This window comes from Acinetobacter sp. YH12128 (assembly GCF_013418655.1).
Taxonomy (GTDB): domain Bacteria; phylum Pseudomonadota; class Gammaproteobacteria; order Pseudomonadales; family Moraxellaceae; genus Acinetobacter; species Acinetobacter amyesii.
Map to the genome: position 1 here is coordinate 242916 of NZ_VPBO01000002.1, position 20741 is coordinate 263656.

Sequence of the window (20741 nt, forward strand, 5' to 3'; positions counted from 1 at the left end):
TGAAAAATATAAGAAAAACAGCAAAAGACATTTGCTTATGCATTAAACAATAGCTATAATGGGCGACCCTTTGATGAAGGGGGTTAGCTACGAATAAAGTAGTTAACATCGTGACAGTCGCGGCATCGATCGTGACCTTAGTGATATTTCACTGCTCTTGACACTTGCCTCTTTTAAAGTGGGGTGAGATGCGTCAAGGGTGATTCTTTATATATTTGGCTTGGAGTTAACTGGTATGTCTAACCAGAGAATTCGTATCCGTCTTAAGTCTTTTGATCACCGTCTAATTGATCAATCAGCTCAAGAAATCGTAGAAACAGCAAAACGTACTGGCGCACAAGTTTGTGGTCCAATCCCGATGCCTACACGTATCGAACGTTTTAACGTTTTAACATCACCACACGTTAACAAAGATGCGCGTGACCAATACGAGATCCGCACTTACAAACGTTTGATCGACATCGTTCAACCTACAGATAAAACTGTTGATGCATTGATGAAGTTAGATCTTGCAGCTGGTGTTGATGTTCAGATCGCTTTGGGTTAAGGCTTTCGGTTAATTAACGCTCTAAGTTAATTAGGCCGCTTTTTTAGAGGTTTATGCACATGGCTATTGGTTTAGTCGGTCGCAAGTGCGGTATGACACGTATCTTTACAGATGCTGGTGTTTCTGTACCTGTAACAGTGATTGAGGTTGATCCTAACCGCATCACACAAATCAAAACGCTTGAAACTGATGGTTATCAAGCGATTCAAATCACTACTGGTGAACGTCGCGAATCTCGCGTAACTAACGCTCAGAAAGGTCACTTCGCTAAAGCGGGTGTAGCTGCTGGTCGTCTAGTTCAAGAATTCCGCGCTACAGAAGCTGATCTTGAAGGTCGTGAAGTTGGCGGAACTATCGGTGTAGATGTGTTCACAGTGGGTCAAATTGTTGACGTTACTGGTACATCTAAAGGTAAAGGTTTCCAAGGTGGTGTTAAGCGTTGGAACTTCCGTACTCAAGACGCTACACATGGTAACTCTGTATCTCACCGTGTTATCGGTTCTACAGGTCAAAACCAGACTCCTGGTCGCGTGTTCAAAGGCAAAAAAATGCCTGGTCACTTAGGTGCTGAACGTGTAACTACACAGGGTCTTGAAATCGTTGCTATCGACGCAGAACGTTCAGTTCTAGTTGTTAAAGGTGCGGTTCCTGGTGCTACTGGTGGCGACGTTACTGTTCGTCCTACTATCAAGGCCTGAGGGGAAATAACGTGAATTTAAATACTGTTTCCGGCTCTGCTGTTGAGTTATCTGAAGTTGCGTTTGGTCGTGATTTTAACGAAGCTCTTGTACACCAAGTTGTTACAGCTTACTTAGCTGGTGGTCGTCAAGGTTCTAAAGCGCAAAAATCACGTGCTGACGTTTCTGGCGGTGGTAAAAAACCTTTCCGTCAAAAAGGTACTGGCCGCGCTCGTGCTGGTTCTATTCGTAGCCCAATCTGGGTTGGCGGTGGTAAAACTTTTGCTGCTCGTCCACAAGACTGGTCTCAAAAAGTAAACCGTAAAATGTATCGCGGTGCTATGCAATGCATCCTGGCTGAGCTTGTTCGTCAAGATCGCCTTGTTTTAGTTGAAGAGATTGCTGTTGCAGCTCCAAAAACTAAAGAATTGCTTGCAAAACTTAACGACTTGAATGCACCTCGTGCATTAATCGTTACAGATGCTGTTGATGAGAACTTGTATCTTGCTGCTCGCAACATTCCACACGTTGATGTGGTTGATGCTGCTGCAATCGATCCTGTTAGCTTGATCGCGTTCGATAAAGTTGTTATGTCTGTTGCTGCTGCTAAGAAAATTGAGGTAGAACTCGGATGAACAACGAACGTATCTATCAAGTCCTACAAGGACCTGTATTCTCAGAAAAAGCACAAGTTTTAGGCGAAACTGCTGGTGTTCAAGTGTTCAAAGTTGCACTAGATGCAAACAAACTTGAAATCAAAAAAGCTGTTGAGCAACTATTTGGTGTTCAAGTTGTTAAAGTTAACACAACGATCACTAAAGGTAAGACTAAACGCTTTGGTAAAACATTAGGACGTCGTTCTGATGTTAAAAAAGCATACGTCACCCTGAAAGCTGGCCAAGATGTTGAAATGGCTGACTTGGGCGATACCGCTGAAAACGCAGCGGAATAAGGACGAAAATTATGCCGATTCAAAAATGTAAGCCAACGTCTCCAGGACGTCGCTTTGTAGAGAAAGTGGTTCATAACCACCTTCACAAAGGCGCGCCATATGCTCCGTTGGTTGAAGCTAAAAAACGTACTGGCGGTCGTAATAACAACGGTCACATTACAACTCGTCACGTTGGTGGTGGTCATAAACAGCACTACCGTATCGTAGACTTCAAACGTAACAAAGACAGCATCCCTGCTGTAGTTGAGCGTATTGAATACGATCCAAACCGTACAGCTCATATTGCTTTATTGAAATATGCTGACGGTGAACGTCGCTATATTATTGCACCTAAAGGCCTTCGCGCTGGTGATCAAGTTCAATCTGGTAACGATGCTCCAATCCGTCCAGGTAACTGCTTGCCACTTCGCAACATGCCTATCGGTTCTACTCTTCACAACATCGAGCTTAAAATCGGTAAAGGCGCACAATTAGTACGTTCTGCTGGTACATCTGCTCAATTGTTGGGTCGTGACGGTTCTTACGCTATCATTCGTCTTCGTTCAGGCGAAATGCGTAAAGTACACGTTGAATGCCGTGCTGTGTTAGGTGAAGTTTCTAACTCAGAAAGCAACCTTCGTTCACTTGGTAAAGCAGGTGCATCACGCTGGCGTGGCGTTCGTCCTACCGTACGTGGTATGGCGATGAACCCAGTAGACCATCCACATGGTGGTGGTGAAGGACGTAACAAAGGTATTCAACCTGTAAGTCCATGGGGTCAAAAAGCTAAAGGGTACAAAACACGTACCAACAAGCGTACGACTAAGATGATCATTCGCGACCGTCGCGTTAAGTAACAAGTAAAGGAATCTGACAATGCCTCGTTCTCTGAAAAAAGGCCCATTCGTCGATGCGCACTTGTTCGCTAAGGTTGAAGCGGCTATCGCGGCTAATAACCGTAAGCCGATCAAAACTTGGTCGCGTCGTTCGATGATCTTACCGGATTTTGTTGGTCTAACAATTTCTGTACACAATGGCCGTAACCATGTTCCAGTGATCGTATCTGAGCATATGGTTGGTCATAAATTAGGTGAATTCGCGCCAACTCGTACCTATCGTGGTCACGGTGTTGACAAGAAGTCTAAACGTTAATAGGTGCTATGATGGAAGTAACTGCTAAATTACGCGGTGCCGCTATCTCGGCACAAAAAGCACGTTTGGTTGCAGACCTAATTCGCGGCAAATCTGTTGCGCATGCTTTAAATATCTTAAACTTCAGCAACAAAAAAGCTGCAGTTTTAGTTAAAAAAGCATTGGAATCTGCGATTGCAAACGCTGAACACAATAACAGTTTAGATGTAGACGACCTTAAAGTTTCTACGATCTACGTTGATGAAGGCATGAGCCTGAAACGTATTTTGCCACGTGCTAAAGGCCGTGCAGATCGTATTACTAAGCGTACTTGTCACATTACCGTTAAGGTAGGGGTTTGATATGGGTCAGAAGGTTCATCCAATCGGTATCCGCCTAGGTGTTGTGAAACGTCATAACGCTAACTGGTATGCGAATCCGAAACAATATGCTGAATATTTGCTAAAAGATCTTCAAGTTCGTGAGTTTTTAACTAAAAAACTTAAGAATGCGATGGTAAGCAATATTCTTATCGAACGCCCTACAGGCGCAGCTAAAGTAACTATTAGCACTGCACGTCCTGGTATCGTGATCGGTAAAAAAGGCGAAGACATTGAGAAATTACAACGCGAATTAACAGCCATTATGGGTGTTCCTGCGCAAGTAAGTATCAACGAAATCGATCGCCCAGATTTAGACGCTCGTTTAGTTGCTGAAGCAATCGCTTCTCAATTAGAAAAACGTGTAATGTTCCGTCGTGCTATGAAGCGTGCGGTTCAAAACTCTATGCGTGCTGGTGCTAAAGGTATCAAAGTAGAAGTTTCAGGCCGTCTAGGTGGTGCTGAGATTGCTCGTACTGAATGGTATCGTGAAGGTCGTGTACCTCTTCATACTCTTCGTGCTGACATCGACTATGCTACTATGCGTGCTGAGACTACTTACGGTACGATCGGCGTTAAAGTATGGATCTTCCGTGGTGAGATCTTGGGCGGCATGAAACAAGTCATGAACCCAGCTCCAGCTGAAGAACGTCCAGCTAAACGTGGTCGTGGTCGTGGTGAAGGTCAAGAGCGTCGTGGTCGTCGCAATGATCGTTCTGCTGAAAAAGGAGAATAATCCATGTTACAACCTAAACGTACTAAATTCCGTAAAGTGCAAAAAGGCCGTAACACTGGTCTAGCACATCGCGGTAGCTCAGTATCTTTTGGTACTATTGCACTTAAATCAGTTGAACGTGGTCAAATGACCGCACGTCAAATTGAAGCAGCGCGTCGTACAATCAGCCGTCGTATTAAACGTGGTGGTAAGATCTTTATCCGTGTTTTCCCAGACAAACCAATTACTGAAAAACCATTAGAAGTTCGTATGGGTAAAGGTAAAGGTTCTGTGGAATACTGGGTTTGCCAAATCAAACCAGGTAAAGTCTTGTACGAAATTGATGGTGTTAACGAAGAACTTGCTCGCGAAGCGTTTACGCTTGCTGCTGCAAAACTTCCGTTTAAAACCACTATCGTGACTCGGACGGTAATGTAATGAAAACTAATGATCTACGTGAAAAGTCGGTAGAAGAGTTGACAGCTTTGCTTGATGAGCAACAGCTTAACCAATTCCGTCTTCGTATGGCGAAAGCAACTGGTCAATTGGGTAAATCGCACGAAGTTGCGCTTACTCGTAAGACAATTGCTCGTATTAAGACCCTCCTTACCGAAAAACAGGGGAACGGACAATGAGTGAACAAACAGTTCGCACGTTAACCGGTAAAGTAGTTAGCGACAAGATGGACAAGTCTATCGTTGTTCTTATCGAACGCCGCGTTCAACACCCGTTGTATGGCAAATCAATCCGCCGTTCAACTAAATTACATGCTCATGATGAAAATAATGTTGCTAAAGTTGGCGACGTAGTAAGCATCAAAGAAAGCCGCCCAATTTCTAAAACTAAGTCTTGGACTTTAGTTGAAGTTGTTGAAGCTGCTGCTGAGTAATTAAACGTTCTTGCATCATCGGTCAATTTCGAGTACTCTTTGAGCCTTTCGAAATTGCGACCGGTGATGCTCGGTTTTGGAGTAGGGCAATGATTCAAACCGAAAGTATGCTCGACGTAGCAGACAACAGTGGTGCTCGCCGCGTACAATGTATTAAAGTACTTGGTGGTTCACATCGTCGTTATGCTTCTGTTGGCGACATTATTAAAGTTACTGTAAAAGAAGCTATTCCACGTGCACGTGTTAAAAAAGGTGACGTGATGAATGCTGTAGTTGTACGTACAAAATTCGGCATCCGTCGTGCAGATGGTTCAGTTATTCGTTTCGACGATAACGCAGCTGTTATTTTGAACAACAACAAAGCGCCGATTGCAACTCGTATTTTCGGACCAGTGACTCGTGAACTTCGTACTGAACAGTTCATGAAAATTATTTCATTGGCTCCTGAAGTTCTATAAGAGGCACTCATGGCTAAGATTAAAAAGGGCGATCAAGTAATTGTGATCGCAGGTAAAGAAAAAGGCAAACAAGGTACTGTTTTGTCTGTTTCAAATGACCGTGTTAAGGTTGAAGGCCTTAACTTGGTAACGAAGCATCAAAAGCCTAACCGAGCTACTGGCGCTGAAGGCGGCATCGTAACTCAAGAAGCTGAGCTTCATATCTCTAACGTGGCAATTTTTAATGCTACAACCCAAAAGGCTGACCGTGTTGGTTACCAAGTGATTGAAGGCGTGAAAACTCGCGTATTCAAATCTAATGGTGAATCAGTGGCGGTAGCGAAGTAATAGGTTGACTAGGCAATGGCCAGACTTAAAACGCGTTACAACGACGAACTTAAGGCTCAATTAAAAGAAACATTGGGCGTTAAGAATGTGATGGATATTCCTCGCATTACAAAAATCACCATCAACATGGGTGTTGGTGCTGCATCAGCTGACAAGAAATTGTTAGATGGCGCTCTTTCTGATATGCAAGCAATTGCTGGTCAAAAACCAGTACTTACTTTAGCTCGTAAATCTATCGCTGGTTTCAAAATCCGTGATGGTTGGCCGATCGGCTGTAAAGTTACTTTACGCGGCGAACGTATGTACGAATTCTTAGACCGTTTGATCTCTATCGCGATCCCTCGTATCCGTGACTTCCGTGGTTTCTCTGCGAAATCATTCGATGGTCGTGGTAACTACTCAATGGGTCTTAAGGAACAAATCATGTTCCCTGAAATCGATTTTGATAAGATTGATCGTATTCGTGGTATGGACATTACCATCACTACGACTGCTCGCACCGATGACGAAGGCCGTGCGCTTATGCGTGCATTCGGCTTCCCGTTCAAATAAGAGGTCGATATGGCTAAGAAAGGTATGATTAATCGCGAATTGAAACGCGAAGCTACTGTTGCTAAATACGCTGCGAAACGTGCTGAATTAAAAGCAATTATCGCAAACGTTAATGCATCAGACGAAGAACGTTTCGAAGCGATGATGAAATTTCAAGCATTACCACGTAATGCGTCTCCAGTACGTCTACGTAACCGTTGTGGTTTAACTGGTCGTCCTCATGGTTACTTCCGTAAGTTCGGCTTAAGCCGTAACAAATTACGTGAAACAGTAATGCAAGGTGATGTACCGGGCGTTGTTAAGGCAAGCTGGTAAGGAGCACTATAAATGAGTATGCAAGATACCGTTGCCGACATGCTAACACGTGTTCGTAACGCACAAATGGCAAAGAAACAAACTGTTTCTATGCCAAACTCAAAGTTGAAAGTTGCGATTGCTAACGTACTTCAACAAGAAGGTTATATCGCTGATGTAACTGTTGCTGACAATGAAGGCAAAGCGACTTTAACGATTACTTTAAAATATTTCGAAGGCAAACCAGTTATCGATACTGTGAAACGCGTAAGCCGTCCTGGTCTACGTCAATATCGCGGTAAAGATGCACTTCCTAGCGTTAAGCAAGGTTTAGGTATTGCAATTGTTTCTACAAGCAAAGGCATCATGACTGATCGCGCTGCACGTGCTGCAGGTATCGGTGGTGAAGTTATTGCTTTTGTTTCTTAATAGGTGATTCCTCATGTCTCGTGTGGCTAAAGCCCCAGTAACTGTACCTAACGGTGTTACAGTTACTCAGAACGGCCGGCAGGTCGAAGTGAAAGGCAGCAAAGGTACATTGTCTTTCAACCTGCATGCGCTGGTCGAGCTAAAACAGGAAGACGGTACTCTAGTTATTGCTCCTAAAGCTGAATCTAAAGATGCTTGGATGCAAGCTGGTACTGCTCGCGCTGTGCTTAACAACCTTGTAAAAGGTGTTAACGAAGGTTTCGAACGTAAGTTACAGCTTATCGGTGTTGGTTATAAAGCTGCGGTTAAAGGTAACATTGTTAACCTTAACCTTGGTTTCTCTCACCCGATCGACTACAACCTTCCTGAAGGTGTAACTGCAGAAACTCCTACTGCAACTGAAATTGTACTTAAATCTGCTGATAAAGCTAAATTAGGTCAAGTTGCTGCAGAAATCCGTGGTTACCGTCCGCCAGAGCCTTATAAAGGTAAAGGTGTTCGTTATTCTGACGAAGTTGTACTTCGTAAAGAAGCTAAGAAGAAATAAGGCGCGAGGTTCTTATGAACGAAAAGAAACAATCCCGTTTGCGTCGTGCGAAAAGCACACGCTTGCACATCCGTGCATTGGGTGCGACTCGTTTGTGTGTAAACCGCACTCCGCGTCACATCTATGCTCAAGTTATCTCTGCAGATGGTGGCAAAGTATTAGCGCAAGCTTCTACTTTAGACGCTACTCTACGTGCTGGTACTACTGGTAACGTTGAATCGGCTCAGAAAGTTGGTGCTTTAATTGCAGAACGTGCTAAAGCGGCTGGTGTAACTAAAGTTGCATTTGACCGTTCTGGTTTCAAATATCATGGTCGTATCAAAGCCTTGGCTGATGCTGCTCGTGAAAACGGCTTGGAGTTCTAATCATGGCTAAAGTTGAACAAAACGAAGGTCTTGTTGAAAAGCTGGTTGCCGTTGATCGTGTAGCCAAAGTTGTTAAGGGTGGTCGTATCTTCTCTTTCACAGCATTAACTGTTGTGGGTGATGGTAATGGTCGCGTAGGTTTTGGTCGTGGTAAAGCACGTGAAGTTCCAGCTGCTATTTCTAAAGCACTTGAAGCTGCTCGTCGCAACATGATTACTGTTGACCTTGTTGACGGTACTGTTCAGCACCCTATCAATGCTCGTCACGGTGCAAGCCGCGTTTACATGCAACCTGCTTCTGAAGGTACTGGTGTAATTGCTGGTGGCGCTATGCGTGCAGTTTTAGAAGCTGTAGGTGTACGTAACGTATTAACTAAGTGTTATGGTTCTACTAACGCTGCTAACGTAGTAAACGCAACTTTTAACGGTTTGCGTGATATGACTTCTCCTGAGAAAGTTGCTGCGAAACGTGGTTTATCAGTAGCACAAATTCAAGGGTAATCAATCATGAAAACGATTAAAGTTACCCAGACTAAATCTTCATCGCACCGCTTGAAAAATCACAAGCTTAGCCTTAAAGGTTTAGGTCTGCGTCGTATTGGTCATACAGTTGAAGTGCAAGATACGCCTTCTAACCGTGGTATGATCAACCAAGTTTACTATATGGTTAGTGTAGAGGAATAAGCCATGACTCTGCGTTTAAATACAATTGCACCTGCAGAAGGTGCTAAGCGTGACAACCTTCGTTTAGGCCGTGGTATCGGTTCTGGCGTTGGTAAGACTGGTGGCCGTGGTGTCAAAGGTCAAAACTCACGTAAGAGCGGTGGTACACGTCCTGGTTTCGAAGGTGGTCAAACTGCGTTATACCGTCGTTTACCTAAATTCGGTTTCACTAGCCAAATGGCTTTGAAAACTGCTGAAGTACGTTTATCAGAACTTGCTAAAGTTGAAGGCGACATCGTGTCTCTTGAAACTTTAAAAGCTGCTAACGTTGTACGTAAAGATATGTTGCGTGCACGCATCGTACTTTCTGGTGAAATTACTCGTGCATTCACTGTTCAAGGTGTTGCATTGACTAAAGGCGCTAAAGCTGCTGTTGAAGCTGCTGGCGGTAAAGTCGAGGAGTAATCCCCAGTGTCTATGACTCCTAGTTCGACAGGTCATGTTAACATGATGAAAGGCCAACCTTTTCATGTGAAATATCGTGAAATTATTCGCCGTATGATGTTCCTCATCGGGGCGTTGTTGGTTTTTCGACTGGGAGCACATATTCCAGTACCGGGCATTAACAATGCCGCACTAGAGAATCTGTTTAATGCAAACCAAGGTACGATCCTTGGTTTGTTTAACATGTTCTCAGGTGGTGCATTAGAGCGTATGTCAATTCTTGCTCTTGGGATTATGCCGTATATCTCTGCATCGATTATCGTGCAGTTAATGTCTACGGTTGTTCCTTCGCTGGAAGCTTTAAAGAAAGAAGGCGAACAAGGTAAGCGTAAGATCAATCAATATACGCGACAAGGCACATTGTTTCTTGCACTTGTGCAAGCCGTTGGGATGTGTGCAGGTCTGATTAGTCAAAATATTACTTTGACTAGTGGACTTGCTTTTTACGTTCCTGCTGTAACTTCTTTGGTTGCAGGTACAATGTTCCTGATGTGGTTAGGTGAGCAAATTACTGAGCGTGGAGTAGGGAATGGTATTTCCATGATCATCTTCGCTGGTATCGTTGCTGGTTTGCCGAACTTGGTTCTGCAATCTTTAACCTCAGTAGATAATGGCCAATCAAGTTTAATTGGTCTTGCAATCTTTGCATTGCTATCTGTTGCAGTGTTAGCAGCAATTGTGTTTATTGAGAAGGCGCAGCGTCGCATTCCAGTAAACTATGCTCAAAAACAGCAAGGTCGTCGTGTATTTACTGCTCAGCAAACACATTTGCCATTAAAAATTAATATGGCGGGTGTGATTCCTGCAATTTTTGCGAGTTCATTGCTATTGTTCCCAGCGAGCTTAGGGCAATGGGTTGGCAGTGCAGACCCAAATGCTGGCGTGATTAAACGTGGCCTACAAGATTTGGCACTCGTATTGTCGCCGGGTCAACCGATGTATTTGGTGCTATTTGGTGCATTAATTATCTTCTTCTGTTACTTCTATACTGCGCTAGTATTTAGTCCGAAAGAAGTGTCAGAGAATTTAAAACGTAGTGGTGCTTATGTGCCGGGTATTCGTCCTGGTGAGCAAACTGCACGCTATTTAGATCATATTTTGAATCGTTTGACTTTTATTGGCGCGGTTTATATCACAATCATCTGTTTAATGCCGATGATTCTACAAAGCTCATTTGGTATTCCATTTAGCTTAGGTGGTACGTCTTTACTGATCGTAGTGGTGGTGGTGATGGACTTTATGGCTCAGCTCCAAGCTCATCTCACATCGCATCAATATGACAATCAATCGTTAATGCGTAAAACGACTGCTCATCCGAAAGGATAAGCGCACTTAGAGGTTTCATTATGAAAGTTCAAGCTTCTGTAAAGAAAATTTGTGGTAGCTGTAAAGTTATCCGTCGTAATGGGGTTATTCGCGTAATTTGCAGCGCAGAACCTCGTCATAAGCAGCGTCAAGGTTAATCTGATCAAGACCTGTTGATTTCAGTAGGCTAATTAGGTTATTATCCGCCCCTCAAAGATTTTGTCGGGCGGTTGATTATCTTAACTGCCTTTTTGGAGAAAATTGAATGGCTCGTATTGCCGGTGTAAACATTCCGGATAACAAGCATGCTGTTATCTCTCTAACGTACATTTTTGGTATTGGTCGCCACACTGCAAAAGCTATCTTAGCTGCTGCTGGTATTGCACCAACAACTAAAATTCGTGAATTAGATGACGCTCAGCTTGATGCGATTCGTGCAGAAGTTACTAAGGTTCCTACCGAAGGTGATTTACGTCGCGAAATTTCCATGAACATTAAACGTTTAATGGATTTAGGCTGCTACCGCGGTCTTCGTCATCGTCGCAGCTTGCCTGTCCGTGGTCAACGCACCAAAACTAACGCACGTACCCGTAAAGGTCCGCGCAAACCTATTAAGAAATAAGATTTCTGGAAGCTAAAAGATGGCTAAAGATACTCGCACACGCAAGAAGGTCACTCGTACCGTCTCTGAAGGTGTTGCACACATTCACGCTTCTTTTAATAACACCATTGTGACTATTACCGATCGTCAAGGTAATGCACTGGCTTGGGCTACCTCTGGTGGACAAGGCTTCCGTGGATCACGTAAATCAACTCCGTTTGCTGCTCAGGTAGCTGCTGAAGTTGCTGGTAAAGCTGCTTTAGATTACGGTTTGAAAAACTTGGACGTCCTTGTAAAAGGTCCTGGTCCAGGTCGTGAATCTGCGGTTCGTGCTTTAGGTGCAGTGGGTTATAAAATTAACAGCATTACCGATGTGACGCCAATCCCGCACAACGGTTGCCGTCCACCTAAAAAACGTCGCGTGTAAGGAGAAACATTCATGGCTCGTTATATTGGTCCAAAATGCAAACTCTCTCGCCGCGAAGGGACAGACCTGCAATTAAAATCTGGCGTTAAACCATTTGACGTCAAAACAAAAAAAGCTGCTAAAGCACCTGGCCAACATGGTGGCGCTCGTGGCGGCAAACAATCTGAGTACTCACTACAATTACGTGAAAAACAAAAAGTACGTCGTATGTACGGTGTTTTAGAGCGTCAATTTAGTAACTACTACAAAGAAGCTGCTCGTGTTAAAGGCGCAACAGGTGAAAACTTGTTGAAACTTCTTGAAAGCCGTCTAGATAACGTTGTTTATCGCATGGGTTTTGGTTCTACACGTGCAGAAGCTCGTCAGCTTGTATCTCACCGTTCAATCACTTTAAATGGTCGTCGTGTTAACATCGCGTCTATCCAAGTTAAAGCTGGTGACGTTGTTGCAGTTCACGAAGGTGCTAAACAACAATTGCGTATCAAAAACGCAGTTGAGTTAGCGACTCAACGTGGCATTCCAGCTTGGATTGAAATTGATCATTCTAAATTGGAAGGTACGTTCAAAGCTGCACCAGATCGTTCTGATTTACCTGCTGAAATCAACGAAAGCTTGATTGTAGAATTGTATTCTAAATAATCCTTGAGGTAGCAATAATGACGCGTACTGCAAATGAGTTTCTAACTCCGCAAGCGATCAAGGTCGAAGCGGCAAGCGGGACCTCGGCAAAAGTTATTCTAGAACCATTAGAGCGTGGCTTTGGTCATACTCTTGGTAATGCTTTACGTCGTATCCTTTTGTCTTCTTTACCTGGCGCAGCCGTGGTTGAAGTAGAGATTGAAGGTGTCGAGCACGAGTACAGTACTTTGGAAGGCTTGCAGCAGGACATCGTCGAGCTCTTGCTGAACCTAAAAGGATTGTCTATTAAGCTGTTCGATCAAAATGAAGCTTATCTGACATTGGAAAAACAAGGTCCTGGCGACGTTACAGCCGCTGACCTTCGTTTACCACACAATGTTGAAGTGGTTAACCCTGAACATTTGATCGGTACTTTAAGTGCTTCTGGCTCATTAAAAATGCGCCTGAAAGTTTCTCAAGGTCGTGGTTATGAGACTTCTGATTCACGCTTCCCTGAAGGCGAAACTCGCCCAGTGGGTCGTTTACAATTAGATGCTTCTTACAGCCCAATCAAACGTGTGTCTTATACAGTGGAAAACGCTCGTGTAGAACAACGTACTGACCTTGATAAACTGATCATTGATCTTGAAACCAACGGTACTGTTGATCCTGAAGAAGCAATCCGCAAAGCGGCAACAATCTTGCAACAACAAATTGCAATTTTTGTTGATCTTCAGAAAGATCAAGCACCAGTTGCTCAAGAGCCTCGTGAAGAAGTTGATCCGATTTTGCTTCGTCCAGTAGATGATCTAGAGCTTACTGTTCGTTCTGCTAACTGTTTGAAAGCAGAAAATATTTACTACATTGGCGATCTTGTTCAACGTACTGAAGTTGAGTTGCTTAAAACTCCTAACTTAGGTAAAAAATCGTTGACTGAGATTAAAGATGTTCTGGCATCGAAAGGCTTGCAATTGGGCATGCGTTTAGAGAACTGGCCACCGGCTAGCCTCCGCATGGACGATCGCTTTGCTTATCGTAGCCGTTAATTAAGTAGGACTATCACCATGCGTCATCGTAATAGTGGTGTGAAATTAGGCCGTACAAGCAGTCATCGTAAAGCGATGTTCCAAAACATGGCTAATTCTTTGTTCGAACACGAGTTAATTAAAACTACTGTTCCTAAAGCAAAAGAATTACGTCGTGTTGCTGAGCCTTTAATCACTTTAGCTAAAGTCGATTCTGTAGCAAACCGTCGTTTAGCGTTTGCTCGTACTCGTTCAGCTGCAACTGTTGGTAAATTATTTACCGTTCTTGGCCCTCGTTACAAAGAACGTAACGGCGGTTATCTACGTGTTCTTAAAGCGGGCTTCCGTGCAGGTGATGCTGCACCGATGGCTTACGTTGAGCTAGTAGATCGCGAAGTTAACTAATTTCGTGAAGAGCAGCGTACGTTGTTCTAAAAAAGGTCGGTTTTTAACCGACCTTTTTTAATGCCTGCAGTTTTGTATTGGCTGTATATTGTTAGACAATAATTCAATTTGTCCTTAAAAGATAAAAATAAATCGCCTTTTGCTTAAACTTGACATTGTGCATTGTCAAAAATGTGATTTAATAAATATAAATCTAAGATAGGTTAAAAGAACAACATGGAAAAACAAGTTGATATTCTCATTGTAGGTGCAGGGATCTCTGGTGTAGGTTTGGCTGCTCATCTTTCAAAAAATTGTCCAAATCGTTCATTTGAAATTATTGAACGACGTGAAAGTTTCGGTGGTACATGGGATCTTTTTAAATATCCGGGTATTCGTTCTGATTCGGATATGTCAACTTTTGGCTTCAATTTTAAGCCGTGGAAAAAATCTAGTGTGCTTGCTGATGGGTCTTCGATTAAAGGCTATCTTTCTGAAGTGATTGATGAATATAAGATCAAAGAAAAAATTCATTTTCAGCACCGTGTTGTGAGTGCGAACTACGATTCACAAACTCGTAAATGGTCTGTTGTTATTGAAGATGCGAAGAAGAAACAACAAACCTGGGTTGCAAATTTCGTCTTTGGCTGTACGGGTTATTATAATTATGACCAAGGTTTCCAACCTGAGTTTAAAGGGCAGGAAAACTTTAAAGGTACCTTCATTCATCCACAACATTGGCCTGAAAATTTTAATTACGCAGGTAAAAAAGTGGTGATTATTGGTAGTGGCGCAACAGCAATTACCCTTGTGCCAGCTATGGCAAAAGGCGGTGCAGGGCATGTGACCATGCTACAGCGTTCTCCAACCTATATTGCCTCAGTACCTTCTATTGACATCATTTATGACAAGATGCGTAAAGTATTGCCTGAAGATGTTGCTTATAAACTGACCCGTGCACGAAATATCGGTGTCCAACGGGCTGTTTATGCTGTTGCACAAAAGCAACCTAAATTACTCCGTAAATTTTTATTAAAATCAATTGAGTTGCAGTTAAAAGGTAAAGTGGATATGAAGCACTTTACCCCAGATTACAATCCTTGGGATCAGCGCCTTTGTGTGGTGCCAGATGGTGATTTGTTTAAAATTTTACGCGAAGGCCGTGCATCTGTTGAAACCGATCAAATTGAAAGTTTTACTGAAAATGGCATTCAATTAAAATCAGGTAAACATTTAGAAGCGGACGTGGTGATTTCAGCTACAGGACTCAACATTCAAATTCTAGGCGGGATCAGTGCCACAATCGATGGACAGCCACTGAATACCTCTAAGCATATGTTGTACCGTGGCGTGATGGTCAGTGATGTACCAAATATGGCGATGATTATTGGCTATATTAATGCTTCATGGACTTTAAAAGTCGATATTGCTTCTGAATACATCTGTAAATTGATTAACTATATGGATCAAAATGGTTATAACCAAGTGATTCCACAAGGTGATGCGACCGAGTTGTTAGAAGATACGGTGATGGGAAGTTTGACGTCAGGCTATATTGCACGTGCAGCGGATGTGATGCCAAAACAGGGTAAACATGCACCGTGGAAAGTCAGTAACAACTATTTGGCAGATCGTAAAGAATTAAAGCATGCTTCATTTGAAGATGGAGTGCTGAAATTTGAAAAAAAGTCAGATCAACTAGCGGCTAAACCCAGATTAGTTTCTTAAGTCAGTTACATAAAAAAGGAGCATCATGCTCCTTTTTTTGCTTTAGATGTGTGACTTTAGGGTTTTATTTGATGCGCTTTATTTGTTGAAACATATATCATGTTGAAAACAAGGAAAAACACACAGGGTTAATGTGAAGAATCAAGAACATTCAGAATTTATAAAATTAAATGCTTATGAGCTATATACCCAAGCTTGGCAGCCTGAAACAGCAGATAAAGATGCAACTTTGGCCCCGATTATATTGATGCATGATTCACTGGGGAGTGTGGATTTATGGCGTGATTTTCCTGCGCAATTGGCTGCTGAGTCTGGCAGAACGGTGATTGCCTATGATCGATTGGGTTTTGGCCGATCGTCAGCGAATCCTCATCTATTAAGTACAGATTTTGTCTATGCTGAAGCGCGGCAGGGCTTTAAGGCACTTCTTCAACATTATTCCATTCAACAGTTTATCGTGATGGGGCATAGTGTTGGCGGGGGAATGTCAGTCGTCATTGCAACTGAATATCAAGAACAATGTCATGGTCTGATTACCATAGCTGCGCAGTATGAAGTGGAAGAACTGACATTATCGGGTATACGTGAAGCCAAAACAGGTTTTGCGCAGCCGGGACAGCTTGAACGCTTGGCTAAATACCATGGGGATAAAGCCCAATGGGTTTTGGATGCTTGGACGGAAACTTGGCTTTCACCAAGTTTCCGTCAATGGAACCTCGAAGATTATGTTGGAAAAGTACAGTGTCCAAGCTTGATCATCCATGGAGAACTGGATGAATACGGGACGACAGCACAAGCTCAGAAACTTTTTTCGGGTATAAAAGCTGATGCAGAGCTAGAGATTTTGGAAGGGCTTCATCACATGCCGCACAAAGAGCAACCCGCATTGGTCGCTGCATTAATCTGTGATTTTGTGAATGATTTAAGTTGATATCGAAAGAATGAAAAAAGCCCATCATCTGATGGGCTTATTTGTTATAAAGAGCGGGAAATCAGCTCTTTCATAATTTCATTGGTACCGGCATAAATACGATTGGCTCGATTGTCAATATAAGCCCGTGCAATTGGATATTCAAGCATATAGCCATAGCCGCCATGCAACTGCAGACATTCATCCACGACTTTGGAGAACATTTCTGAAATTTTGTATTTAGCAGCTGCGGCTGCGTCAATACCGAGCTGTTCCTCAAGTTGCAGCTCCATACATCGGTCTAGATAAGTTCGACAAAAATCGATTTCAGTGCGTAGCTCTGCCAATTTAAAACGGGTGTTTTGGAAACTAGATACGGTCTTGCCAAATGCCTTACGCTCTTTGGTGTATTGAACAGTGTGCGCAAAGGCTGCTTCTGCACCGGCTTGGCAAATAATCGCGACCAACATACGTTCCCAAGCCAATTCCTTCATCAGCATCATAAAGCCCATACCTTGCATGCCAAGTAAGTTGCTTTTAGGGACGCGGACATTGTCAAAGAACAGTTCACAGGTATCCTGACCTTTCATGCCAATTTTATTTAAAGGTTTGCCTTTGCTAAAACCGACGCGATCTGCCTCGACGATAATTAGCGATAAATTAGCTGAACCTTTTTCACTATTACCTGTCTTGCAGACCACAATTGCCATGTCACATAAATAGCCATTGGTGATAAAGATTTTTGACCCATTAATAATATAGTCATCGCCATCTTCTGTAGCGGTTGTGCGTACCGCTTGTAGGTCTGAACCTGTGCCCGGTTCGGTCATTGCAATGGCAGTCACGGTTTCGCCAGAAGCCATTTTCGGCAGCCAATGCAGCTTTTGTTCTTCATTGCCAAAGTTATGAATATAATTGGCCACGATGTCGGAGTGCAGTGAAAAGCCGGTAGAGGAGTCCATAGCATAGGCCTGCTCTTCAATCAGAATCATGCTATAGAGTCGGTCTACACCATAGCCGCCATAAGCTTCGGGCATGGTCGGGCAAAGCAAGCCCATGGCACCGGCTTTATTCCATAAGTCACGGTCTACATGTTGTTGTTTTTCATACTTTTCGATATTGGGCACAACTTCTTTTTCATAAAATTTTCGTACTGTTTCACGAAATGCATCATGTTCTGCATTAAATAATTGACGTGGCAGCATGTTGTTGAGTGGGCGAATCGCTCCAGATTGCATTTTGAATATCCTATTCATTTTTATGGCTTTGTCTCAACTTATAAGATGCAGCGAGTGACTGCAATGTGCAGAACATTCAAAAGCAGGGAATGCGATGAAGCATTCGGTCAATCTGTGAAAACACTCCACTTCAATGGGGTGGATGAGTTACACTAGACGGGTTCAACGATTGGGGAAGACAATGACTGATGAAATCAGCTTAGAAGAGCGTAAAGTGATCTACCGTGCACGTCGTGGTTTAAAAGAGATTGATGTTTATTTTGATCCCTACGTCAAAAATTACTATTTACAAGCCGATGCAGCTGAAAAAGACATGTTTGCAGAACTCGTTGCTGCAGAAGATCCAGATTTGTTGGATTGGTTTATGGAAGTTAGTGAACCGCCACGTCCTGAATTAAAAACGTTTATTCAAAAATTAAAACATTACGTTCATGGATAATCGGCAATTCAAACTGAAACGCAGTTTTTTATCGCATGCGTTTCAGTTTTTTATTTTTGCGGTATTGATGACGCTGCTTTATCAGTTACTAACACCCATGCTTTGGGGGATATTTTTCCTCATTGGACTGGTGGTTTATGTTCTGTTTTTCCGTAAGCATTTACACGTCACCAGTCTAGATTATTTGGATGGAACTGATTGGTCTTTGCAACGACTCAACCGCCCGGTGCAACGCGTTCAAATAAGCCATATTTTGGATCATCAAATGTATATTGTGGTGTATTTTATGCATGCACGTGCAAAACCAGTGATTATTTGGCGCGATCAATTGTCATTGAAACAGTGGAAATCACTCAAAGTATTGGCCAAAATGATCTAATTGTTAGACAGCCTTTATTTTTAAAATTCAATAAAATGCAAATATTTCATTATCTTATATTGTGGGTAAAATAATCTTGTCTGACAGGATTGAAATTTATTGGCAAAATATTTAAATTGTCTGACAATTTTAAGCTGTGCGGTGATTCTCTGCCTATATATTAGCCTTACCAACAGCCGTTAAGGGAAATCATCATGATGATGCCAACTTGGATGTTTCTGGTAATAGCGATTGTGTTAGCAATTGTTATAGGACGACTAGGAACAGTGCTGAAGGAACAGTTAACTCAAAAATAAGCAGTCAAACGCTTTCACAGTTAATAAGTAGCATGTGCCGAACCGTCGCTATGCTACTTTTTTTTGCCTAAAATTTAGTCTTTGTAAAAAATCAGTCAATTGCATTCAGCGTGATTCATGGCACAGTGTGTCGTTCAAATTAGAGCAAATACTCTTTTATTCATTTTTTGCTTCTGATATGTTTGTCGTGATGGACATAAACACAATTATAGAGGACAGGAAAATGTCGAGCGTCCAAAAAATATGCCAGGGTGTGGCAGTTGTAGCAATAACAAGTACATTATTCGCGGGTTGTTCGCAGGTTGTAAAAACCGGTGCTAATGTTGCACTCGGATTTACCGAAAAACATATTGTGCCACCAATTTTAGCCATGGAAGATGCTGAAATGGTGTGTAATTCAGGTAATTCATTAACTCCAGCCATTATGGCCACCAAAGATATGGGCGCAGACCCAACACGTGTGGCTGTGTTGATGTATTCAGCAGCAGGGATTTGTGCAGAACAAAAAGCCTTGGATGCAGAGTTACGCTATTTACGTGCATCTAAAGCTAACCAAGTATCCGAAGCACAGGATGCTCGTGTTGAGCAAAAGCGTTGGGCGGCACTTGCTGCACAGCGTCAATATACCGGCTATCAATTATTTCAAGATCGTTTTGAAAAGAAGTATAAGAAAAGTCTAGGTGAAGGCTGTCCAAAAATGAACAGCGACATTGACCAAACAGTGTATATGTTGGGAATGTTAAGTGGCTTACAGGCCATGACCAATGATATTAACTCAGGTGGGGCGGTAAACGTTCCAAAAGACATTGCTGCGATTGTTGAACGCGGTATGGTGTGTCTGAATAATGAAAAATTCTGGGGCGCACCAAATGCAACCCGCGCTGTGATCTGGACGTTATTACCGGGTGCTGGAGATGGAAAACCTGATCCATACCAAACATTGAAACAATCTACGCAAATTGGTGAGCAAAAGGGTGTGAGACTGTCACATGCTTTATATGCGGTTGCTGCACAAGCCAGTGGCGATGATGCGAAAATCCGTGATGCCTTACGTACCTTTGCACAAGCGCGTAGCGATGAGAAACCTGTTAATCCACAATTTAAGCTCATCGATAGCATGGCTGAAAGCATGGTGAAAGGGATTTCAGATCGTTATTGGACTGAACATACAGGCGTTCGTACGGCTGATGATGGTATGGAACATTTCTGGGATGAAAGTGCCAATAGTTCTGAACTCGATGATTTGTTTAGTGGTGATATTGAAACCAGTGGCACAGCTGCAAATTAATCTTTGCAATAGCGTTTAAAAGTGAGGTACAGGAGGAGCGAAAATGAAACTACAATTTTTAATACCGAAAATTGTCTTTCTTGCCGTATTCGTTTCGATCTGTGCCTCGCTACAGGTATTTAAAGATTATTTTATCTACTGGCAAGATGATTTATTTCATGACTTTTGGCGCTTATGGACTGCCCATTGGGTTCACGTCGGTTGGATTCATTTTGCTTTAAATATGTTGGCCTTTATCTGCTTACCGTTTATTTTTCCAAGAGTTTCAATATGGCACTTTGTTGCCATCTTATTGATTTTATCCCCTTTAATCAGTCTGAGTTTCTATTTTTTCCTTTCCGATATTGAAGCCTATGCAGGATTATCTGGTGTCTTGCATGGCGCCTATGTTGCGGTCGCTTGCGTACATTTAATGTATAAACGGGAGCGAAATTTTGCAGCCTTTGTTCTCTTGCTGATTTTGGCAAAATTGGTGTGGGAAAATACCATGGGGAATACCGGAACGGCAGAATTAATAGGAAGCCCCGTTTTAGTCGAAGCCCATTTATTGGGGGTGATTTGGGGCATTGTCATCGCCGTGTTTTATCTTATTGGTAATTATTTCTGGGATCGCTAGCGCACTTTAGGTGATTGGGTTGACAAAAAAAAACCGAAAAGAAAATACATATTGTCATTTTAATGTTTTGAATATTGAT

At 42.7% G+C, this 20741-nt stretch carries 35 protein-coding genes; 34 read left to right on the forward strand and 1 reads right to left on the reverse strand.

Translation table 11 applies throughout. From position 1 onward, the window contains the following. The first annotated feature begins 235 nt into the window (after positions 1-235). The 30 genes from rpsJ (at position 236) to FTU64_RS02920 (ending at position 16427) form a co-directional block, all read left to right on the forward strand. Positions 236-547 carry a 30S ribosomal protein S10 gene (gene rpsJ / locus FTU64_RS02775; protein WP_000070912.1) on the forward strand — a complete coding sequence of 104 codons (312 nt, stop codon included), beginning with the start codon at positions 236-238 and terminating at the stop codon, positions 545-547. Between the two features lie 59 nt (positions 548-606). Continuing rightward, positions 607-1245 carry a 50S ribosomal protein L3 gene (gene rplC / locus FTU64_RS02780; protein ID WP_078189280.1) on the forward strand — a complete coding sequence of 213 codons (639 nt, stop codon included), beginning with the start codon at positions 607-609 and terminating at the stop codon, positions 1243-1245. An 11-nt stretch (positions 1246-1256) separates the two neighbouring features. Continuing rightward, entirely contained in the window at positions 1257-1859 is a 603-nt protein-coding gene (gene rplD / locus FTU64_RS02785) for a 50S ribosomal protein L4 (protein WP_078189279.1), read from the forward strand. Next, positions 1856-2176 (forward strand): 50S ribosomal protein L23, encoded by a 321-nt coding sequence (gene rplW, locus FTU64_RS02790; protein WP_005012992.1) that lies wholly within the window; start codon positions 1856-1858, stop codon positions 2174-2176. Before rplD ends, rplW begins: the two co-directional genes overlap by 4 nt. Before the next feature lie 11 nt (positions 2177-2187). Further along, positions 2188-3012: a 50S ribosomal protein L2 gene (rplB, locus tag FTU64_RS02795; protein WP_078189278.1), complete on the forward strand. Its 825-nt coding sequence runs from the start codon at positions 2188-2190 to the stop codon at positions 3010-3012. A gap of 19 nt (positions 3013-3031) precedes the next feature. After that, positions 3032-3307: a 30S ribosomal protein S19 gene (gene rpsS, locus FTU64_RS02800; protein WP_004281508.1), complete on the forward strand. Its 276-nt coding sequence runs from the start codon at positions 3032-3034 to the stop codon at positions 3305-3307. Between the two features lie 11 nt (positions 3308-3318). Next, positions 3319-3648: a 50S ribosomal protein L22 gene (rplV, locus tag FTU64_RS02805; protein ID WP_035265103.1), complete on the forward strand. Its 330-nt coding sequence runs from the start codon at positions 3319-3321 to the stop codon at positions 3646-3648. 1 nt (position 3649) lies between these two features. Beyond that, positions 3650-4402, forward strand: a complete 753-nt coding sequence (rpsC, locus tag FTU64_RS02810; RefSeq protein WP_078189277.1) for a 30S ribosomal protein S3 — start codon at positions 3650-3652, stop codon at positions 4400-4402. A 3-nt stretch (positions 4403-4405) separates the two neighbouring features. Beyond that, a complete protein-coding gene (gene rplP / locus FTU64_RS02815; RefSeq protein WP_068909575.1) occupies positions 4406-4819 on the forward strand; it encodes a 50S ribosomal protein L16 in 414 nt (137 codons plus the stop codon). Continuing rightward, a complete protein-coding gene (gene rpmC, locus FTU64_RS02820; RefSeq protein ID WP_005012982.1) occupies positions 4819-5016 on the forward strand; it encodes a 50S ribosomal protein L29 in 198 nt (65 codons plus the stop codon). Before rplP ends, rpmC begins: the two co-directional genes overlap by 1 nt. Next, the gene (gene rpsQ, locus FTU64_RS02825) at positions 5013-5270 is read left to right on the forward strand and encodes a 30S ribosomal protein S17 (protein WP_078189275.1); all 258 of its coding nucleotides are present in this window, start codon (positions 5013-5015) and stop codon (positions 5268-5270) included. The genes rpmC and rpsQ overlap by 4 nt, the downstream gene beginning before the upstream one ends. Positions 5271-5359: 89 nt before the next feature. Next, positions 5360-5728 (forward strand): 50S ribosomal protein L14, encoded by a 369-nt coding sequence (gene rplN, locus FTU64_RS02830; protein WP_005012978.1) that lies wholly within the window; start codon positions 5360-5362, stop codon positions 5726-5728. Between the two features lie 9 nt (positions 5729-5737). Continuing rightward, the gene (rplX, locus tag FTU64_RS02835; RefSeq protein ID WP_078189274.1) at positions 5738-6055 is read left to right on the forward strand and encodes a 50S ribosomal protein L24; all 318 of its coding nucleotides are present in this window, start codon (positions 5738-5740) and stop codon (positions 6053-6055) included. A gap of 15 nt (positions 6056-6070) precedes the next feature. Next, positions 6071-6607, forward strand: coding sequence for a 50S ribosomal protein L5 (gene rplE, locus FTU64_RS02840; protein ID WP_067762907.1), 537 nt, complete (start codon positions 6071-6073; stop codon positions 6605-6607). Positions 6608-6616: 9 nt separating this feature from the next. After that, positions 6617-6922: a 30S ribosomal protein S14 gene (gene rpsN, locus FTU64_RS02845; RefSeq protein WP_067762906.1), complete on the forward strand. Its 306-nt coding sequence runs from the start codon at positions 6617-6619 to the stop codon at positions 6920-6922. Positions 6923-6934: 12 nt separating this feature from the next. Beyond that, positions 6935-7330: a 30S ribosomal protein S8 gene (gene rpsH, locus FTU64_RS02850; RefSeq protein ID WP_180059179.1), complete on the forward strand. Its 396-nt coding sequence runs from the start codon at positions 6935-6937 to the stop codon at positions 7328-7330. Positions 7331-7343: 13 nt separating this feature from the next. Then, positions 7344-7877 (forward strand): 50S ribosomal protein L6, encoded by a 534-nt coding sequence (gene rplF, locus FTU64_RS02855; RefSeq protein ID WP_078189272.1) that lies wholly within the window; start codon positions 7344-7346, stop codon positions 7875-7877. Positions 7878-7891: 14 nt separating this feature from the next. Then, positions 7892-8242 carry a 50S ribosomal protein L18 gene (gene rplR / locus FTU64_RS02860; RefSeq protein ID WP_067762903.1) on the forward strand — a complete coding sequence of 117 codons (351 nt, stop codon included), beginning with the start codon at positions 7892-7894 and terminating at the stop codon, positions 8240-8242. A 2-nt stretch (positions 8243-8244) separates the two neighbouring features. Next, complete coding sequence (gene rpsE / locus FTU64_RS02865; protein WP_067762902.1) at positions 8245-8742, forward strand: 30S ribosomal protein S5; 498 nt, start codon at positions 8245-8247, stop codon at positions 8740-8742. 6 nt (positions 8743-8748) lie between these two features. After that, positions 8749-8925 (forward strand): 50S ribosomal protein L30, encoded by a 177-nt coding sequence (gene rpmD / locus FTU64_RS02870; RefSeq protein WP_005012961.1) that lies wholly within the window; start codon positions 8749-8751, stop codon positions 8923-8925. 3 nt (positions 8926-8928) lie between these two features. After that, positions 8929-9369, forward strand: a complete 441-nt coding sequence (gene rplO / locus FTU64_RS02875; protein ID WP_078189271.1) for a 50S ribosomal protein L15 — start codon at positions 8929-8931, stop codon at positions 9367-9369. 45 nt (positions 9370-9414) lie between these two features. Beyond that, positions 9415-10734: a preprotein translocase subunit SecY gene (secY, locus tag FTU64_RS02880; RefSeq protein WP_171263746.1), complete on the forward strand. Its 1320-nt coding sequence runs from the start codon at positions 9415-9417 to the stop codon at positions 10732-10734. A gap of 20 nt (positions 10735-10754) precedes the next feature. Beyond that, positions 10755-10871, forward strand: a complete 117-nt coding sequence (gene rpmJ / locus FTU64_RS02885; protein WP_000867907.1) for a 50S ribosomal protein L36 — start codon at positions 10755-10757, stop codon at positions 10869-10871. A 107-nt stretch (positions 10872-10978) separates the two neighbouring features. Beyond that, positions 10979-11335 (forward strand): 30S ribosomal protein S13, encoded by a 357-nt coding sequence (rpsM, locus tag FTU64_RS02890; protein WP_078189269.1) that lies wholly within the window; start codon positions 10979-10981, stop codon positions 11333-11335. 19 nt (positions 11336-11354) lie between these two features. Further along, complete coding sequence (gene rpsK, locus FTU64_RS02895) at positions 11355-11741, forward strand: 30S ribosomal protein S11 (protein WP_001040166.1); 387 nt, start codon at positions 11355-11357, stop codon at positions 11739-11741. Positions 11742-11753: 12 nt separating this feature from the next. Continuing rightward, positions 11754-12380, forward strand: a complete 627-nt coding sequence (gene rpsD, locus FTU64_RS02900; protein WP_078189268.1) for a 30S ribosomal protein S4 — start codon at positions 11754-11756, stop codon at positions 12378-12380. 17 nt (positions 12381-12397) lie between these two features. Next, complete coding sequence (locus tag FTU64_RS02905) at positions 12398-13405, forward strand: DNA-directed RNA polymerase subunit alpha (RefSeq protein WP_004650465.1); 1008 nt, start codon at positions 12398-12400, stop codon at positions 13403-13405. An 18-nt stretch (positions 13406-13423) separates the two neighbouring features. Further along, positions 13424-13789 carry a 50S ribosomal protein L17 gene (rplQ, locus tag FTU64_RS02910; protein WP_005012953.1) on the forward strand — a complete coding sequence of 122 codons (366 nt, stop codon included), beginning with the start codon at positions 13424-13426 and terminating at the stop codon, positions 13787-13789. A gap of 216 nt (positions 13790-14005) precedes the next feature. Next, positions 14006-15496, forward strand: a complete 1491-nt coding sequence (locus FTU64_RS02915; protein WP_180055987.1) for an NAD(P)/FAD-dependent oxidoreductase — start codon at positions 14006-14008, stop codon at positions 15494-15496. Positions 15497-15629: 133 nt separating this feature from the next. Continuing rightward, complete coding sequence (locus FTU64_RS02920; protein ID WP_373886564.1) at positions 15630-16427, forward strand: alpha/beta fold hydrolase; 798 nt, start codon at positions 15630-15632, stop codon at positions 16425-16427. Positions 16428-16471: 44 nt separating this feature from the next. Here the strand turns inward: FTU64_RS02920 and FTU64_RS02925 are convergent, their stop codons facing one another. Beyond that, positions 16472-17644, reverse strand: coding sequence for an acyl-CoA dehydrogenase family protein (locus tag FTU64_RS02925; RefSeq protein WP_180055988.1), 1173 nt, complete (start codon positions 17642-17644; stop codon positions 16472-16474). Positions 17645-17825: 181 nt separating this feature from the next. Here FTU64_RS02925 and FTU64_RS02930 point away from each other — a divergent pair, with 181 nt between their 5' ends. From FTU64_RS02930 to rrtA, 4 genes are all read left to right on the forward strand, one after another. Then, positions 17826-18083 (forward strand): succinate dehydrogenase assembly factor 2, encoded by a 258-nt coding sequence (locus tag FTU64_RS02930; RefSeq protein ID WP_078189264.1) that lies wholly within the window; start codon positions 17826-17828, stop codon positions 18081-18083. Next, positions 18076-18462 (forward strand): hypothetical protein, encoded by a 387-nt coding sequence (locus FTU64_RS02935; protein WP_078189263.1) that lies wholly within the window; start codon positions 18076-18078, stop codon positions 18460-18462. Before FTU64_RS02930 ends, FTU64_RS02935 begins: the two co-directional genes overlap by 8 nt. Positions 18463-18981: 519 nt before the next feature. After that, positions 18982-20046, forward strand: coding sequence for a hypothetical protein (locus FTU64_RS02940; RefSeq protein ID WP_180010528.1), 1065 nt, complete (start codon positions 18982-18984; stop codon positions 20044-20046). Positions 20047-20089: 43 nt separating this feature from the next. Beyond that, on the forward strand, positions 20090-20662 hold the full coding sequence (gene rrtA, locus FTU64_RS02945; protein ID WP_180010529.1) for a rhombosortase: 573 nt from the start codon (positions 20090-20092) through the stop codon (positions 20660-20662). Positions 20663-20741: the final 79 nt, after the last annotated feature.

Bases quoted from the DNA above. Each gene is read 5' to 3' on its own strand.
- rpsJ (WP_000070912.1), top strand. From the start codon at position 236: ATGTCTAACCAGAGAATTCGTATCCGTCTTAAGTCTTTTGATCACCGT.
- rplC (WP_078189280.1), top strand. From the start codon at position 607: ATGGCTATTGGTTTAGTCGGTCGCAAGTGCGGTATGACACGTATCTTT.
- rplW (WP_005012992.1), top strand. From the start codon at position 1,856: ATGAACAACGAACGTATCTATCAAGTCCTACAAGGACCTGTATTCTCA.
- rplB (WP_078189278.1), top strand. From the start codon at position 2,188: ATGCCGATTCAAAAATGTAAGCCAACGTCTCCAGGACGTCGCTTTGTA.
- rpsS (WP_004281508.1), top strand. From the start codon at position 3,032: ATGCCTCGTTCTCTGAAAAAAGGCCCATTCGTCGATGCGCACTTGTTC.
- rplV (WP_035265103.1), top strand. From the start codon at position 3,319: ATGGAAGTAACTGCTAAATTACGCGGTGCCGCTATCTCGGCACAAAAA.
- rpsC (WP_078189277.1), top strand. From the start codon at position 3,650: ATGGGTCAGAAGGTTCATCCAATCGGTATCCGCCTAGGTGTTGTGAAA.
- rplP (WP_068909575.1), top strand. From the start codon at position 4,406: ATGTTACAACCTAAACGTACTAAATTCCGTAAAGTGCAAAAAGGCCGT.
- rpmC (WP_005012982.1), top strand. From the start codon at position 4,819: ATGAAAACTAATGATCTACGTGAAAAGTCGGTAGAAGAGTTGACAGCT.
- rpsQ (WP_078189275.1), top strand. From the start codon at position 5,013: ATGAGTGAACAAACAGTTCGCACGTTAACCGGTAAAGTAGTTAGCGAC.
- rplN (WP_005012978.1), top strand. From the start codon at position 5,360: ATGATTCAAACCGAAAGTATGCTCGACGTAGCAGACAACAGTGGTGCT.
- rplX (WP_078189274.1), top strand. From the start codon at position 5,738: ATGGCTAAGATTAAAAAGGGCGATCAAGTAATTGTGATCGCAGGTAAA.
- rplE (WP_067762907.1), top strand. From the start codon at position 6,071: ATGGCCAGACTTAAAACGCGTTACAACGACGAACTTAAGGCTCAATTA.
- rpsN (WP_067762906.1), top strand. From the start codon at position 6,617: ATGGCTAAGAAAGGTATGATTAATCGCGAATTGAAACGCGAAGCTACT.
- rpsH (WP_180059179.1), top strand. From the start codon at position 6,935: ATGAGTATGCAAGATACCGTTGCCGACATGCTAACACGTGTTCGTAAC.
- rplF (WP_078189272.1), top strand. From the start codon at position 7,344: ATGTCTCGTGTGGCTAAAGCCCCAGTAACTGTACCTAACGGTGTTACA.
- rplR (WP_067762903.1), top strand. From the start codon at position 7,892: ATGAACGAAAAGAAACAATCCCGTTTGCGTCGTGCGAAAAGCACACGC.
- rpsE (WP_067762902.1), top strand. From the start codon at position 8,245: ATGGCTAAAGTTGAACAAAACGAAGGTCTTGTTGAAAAGCTGGTTGCC.
- rpmD (WP_005012961.1), top strand. From the start codon at position 8,749: ATGAAAACGATTAAAGTTACCCAGACTAAATCTTCATCGCACCGCTTG.
- rplO (WP_078189271.1), top strand. From the start codon at position 8,929: ATGACTCTGCGTTTAAATACAATTGCACCTGCAGAAGGTGCTAAGCGT.
- secY (WP_171263746.1), top strand. From the start codon at position 9,415: ATGAAAGGCCAACCTTTTCATGTGAAATATCGTGAAATTATTCGCCGT.
- rpmJ (WP_000867907.1), top strand. From the start codon at position 10,755: ATGAAAGTTCAAGCTTCTGTAAAGAAAATTTGTGGTAGCTGTAAAGTT.
- rpsM (WP_078189269.1), top strand. From the start codon at position 10,979: ATGGCTCGTATTGCCGGTGTAAACATTCCGGATAACAAGCATGCTGTT.
- rpsK (WP_001040166.1), top strand. From the start codon at position 11,355: ATGGCTAAAGATACTCGCACACGCAAGAAGGTCACTCGTACCGTCTCT.
- rpsD (WP_078189268.1), top strand. From the start codon at position 11,754: ATGGCTCGTTATATTGGTCCAAAATGCAAACTCTCTCGCCGCGAAGGG.
- FTU64_RS02905 (WP_004650465.1), top strand. From the start codon at position 12,398: ATGACGCGTACTGCAAATGAGTTTCTAACTCCGCAAGCGATCAAGGTC.
- rplQ (WP_005012953.1), top strand. From the start codon at position 13,424: ATGCGTCATCGTAATAGTGGTGTGAAATTAGGCCGTACAAGCAGTCAT.
- FTU64_RS02915 (WP_180055987.1), top strand. From the start codon at position 14,006: ATGGAAAAACAAGTTGATATTCTCATTGTAGGTGCAGGGATCTCTGGT.
- FTU64_RS02925 (WP_180055988.1), bottom strand. From the start codon at position 17,644: ATGCAATCTGGAGCGATTCGCCCACTCAACAACATGCTGCCACGTCAA.
- FTU64_RS02930 (WP_078189264.1), top strand. From the start codon at position 17,826: ATGACTGATGAAATCAGCTTAGAAGAGCGTAAAGTGATCTACCGTGCA.
- FTU64_RS02935 (WP_078189263.1), top strand. From the start codon at position 18,076: ATGGATAATCGGCAATTCAAACTGAAACGCAGTTTTTTATCGCATGCG.
- FTU64_RS02940 (WP_180010528.1), top strand. From the start codon at position 18,982: ATGTCGAGCGTCCAAAAAATATGCCAGGGTGTGGCAGTTGTAGCAATA.
- rrtA (WP_180010529.1), top strand. From the start codon at position 20,090: ATGAAACTACAATTTTTAATACCGAAAATTGTCTTTCTTGCCGTATTC.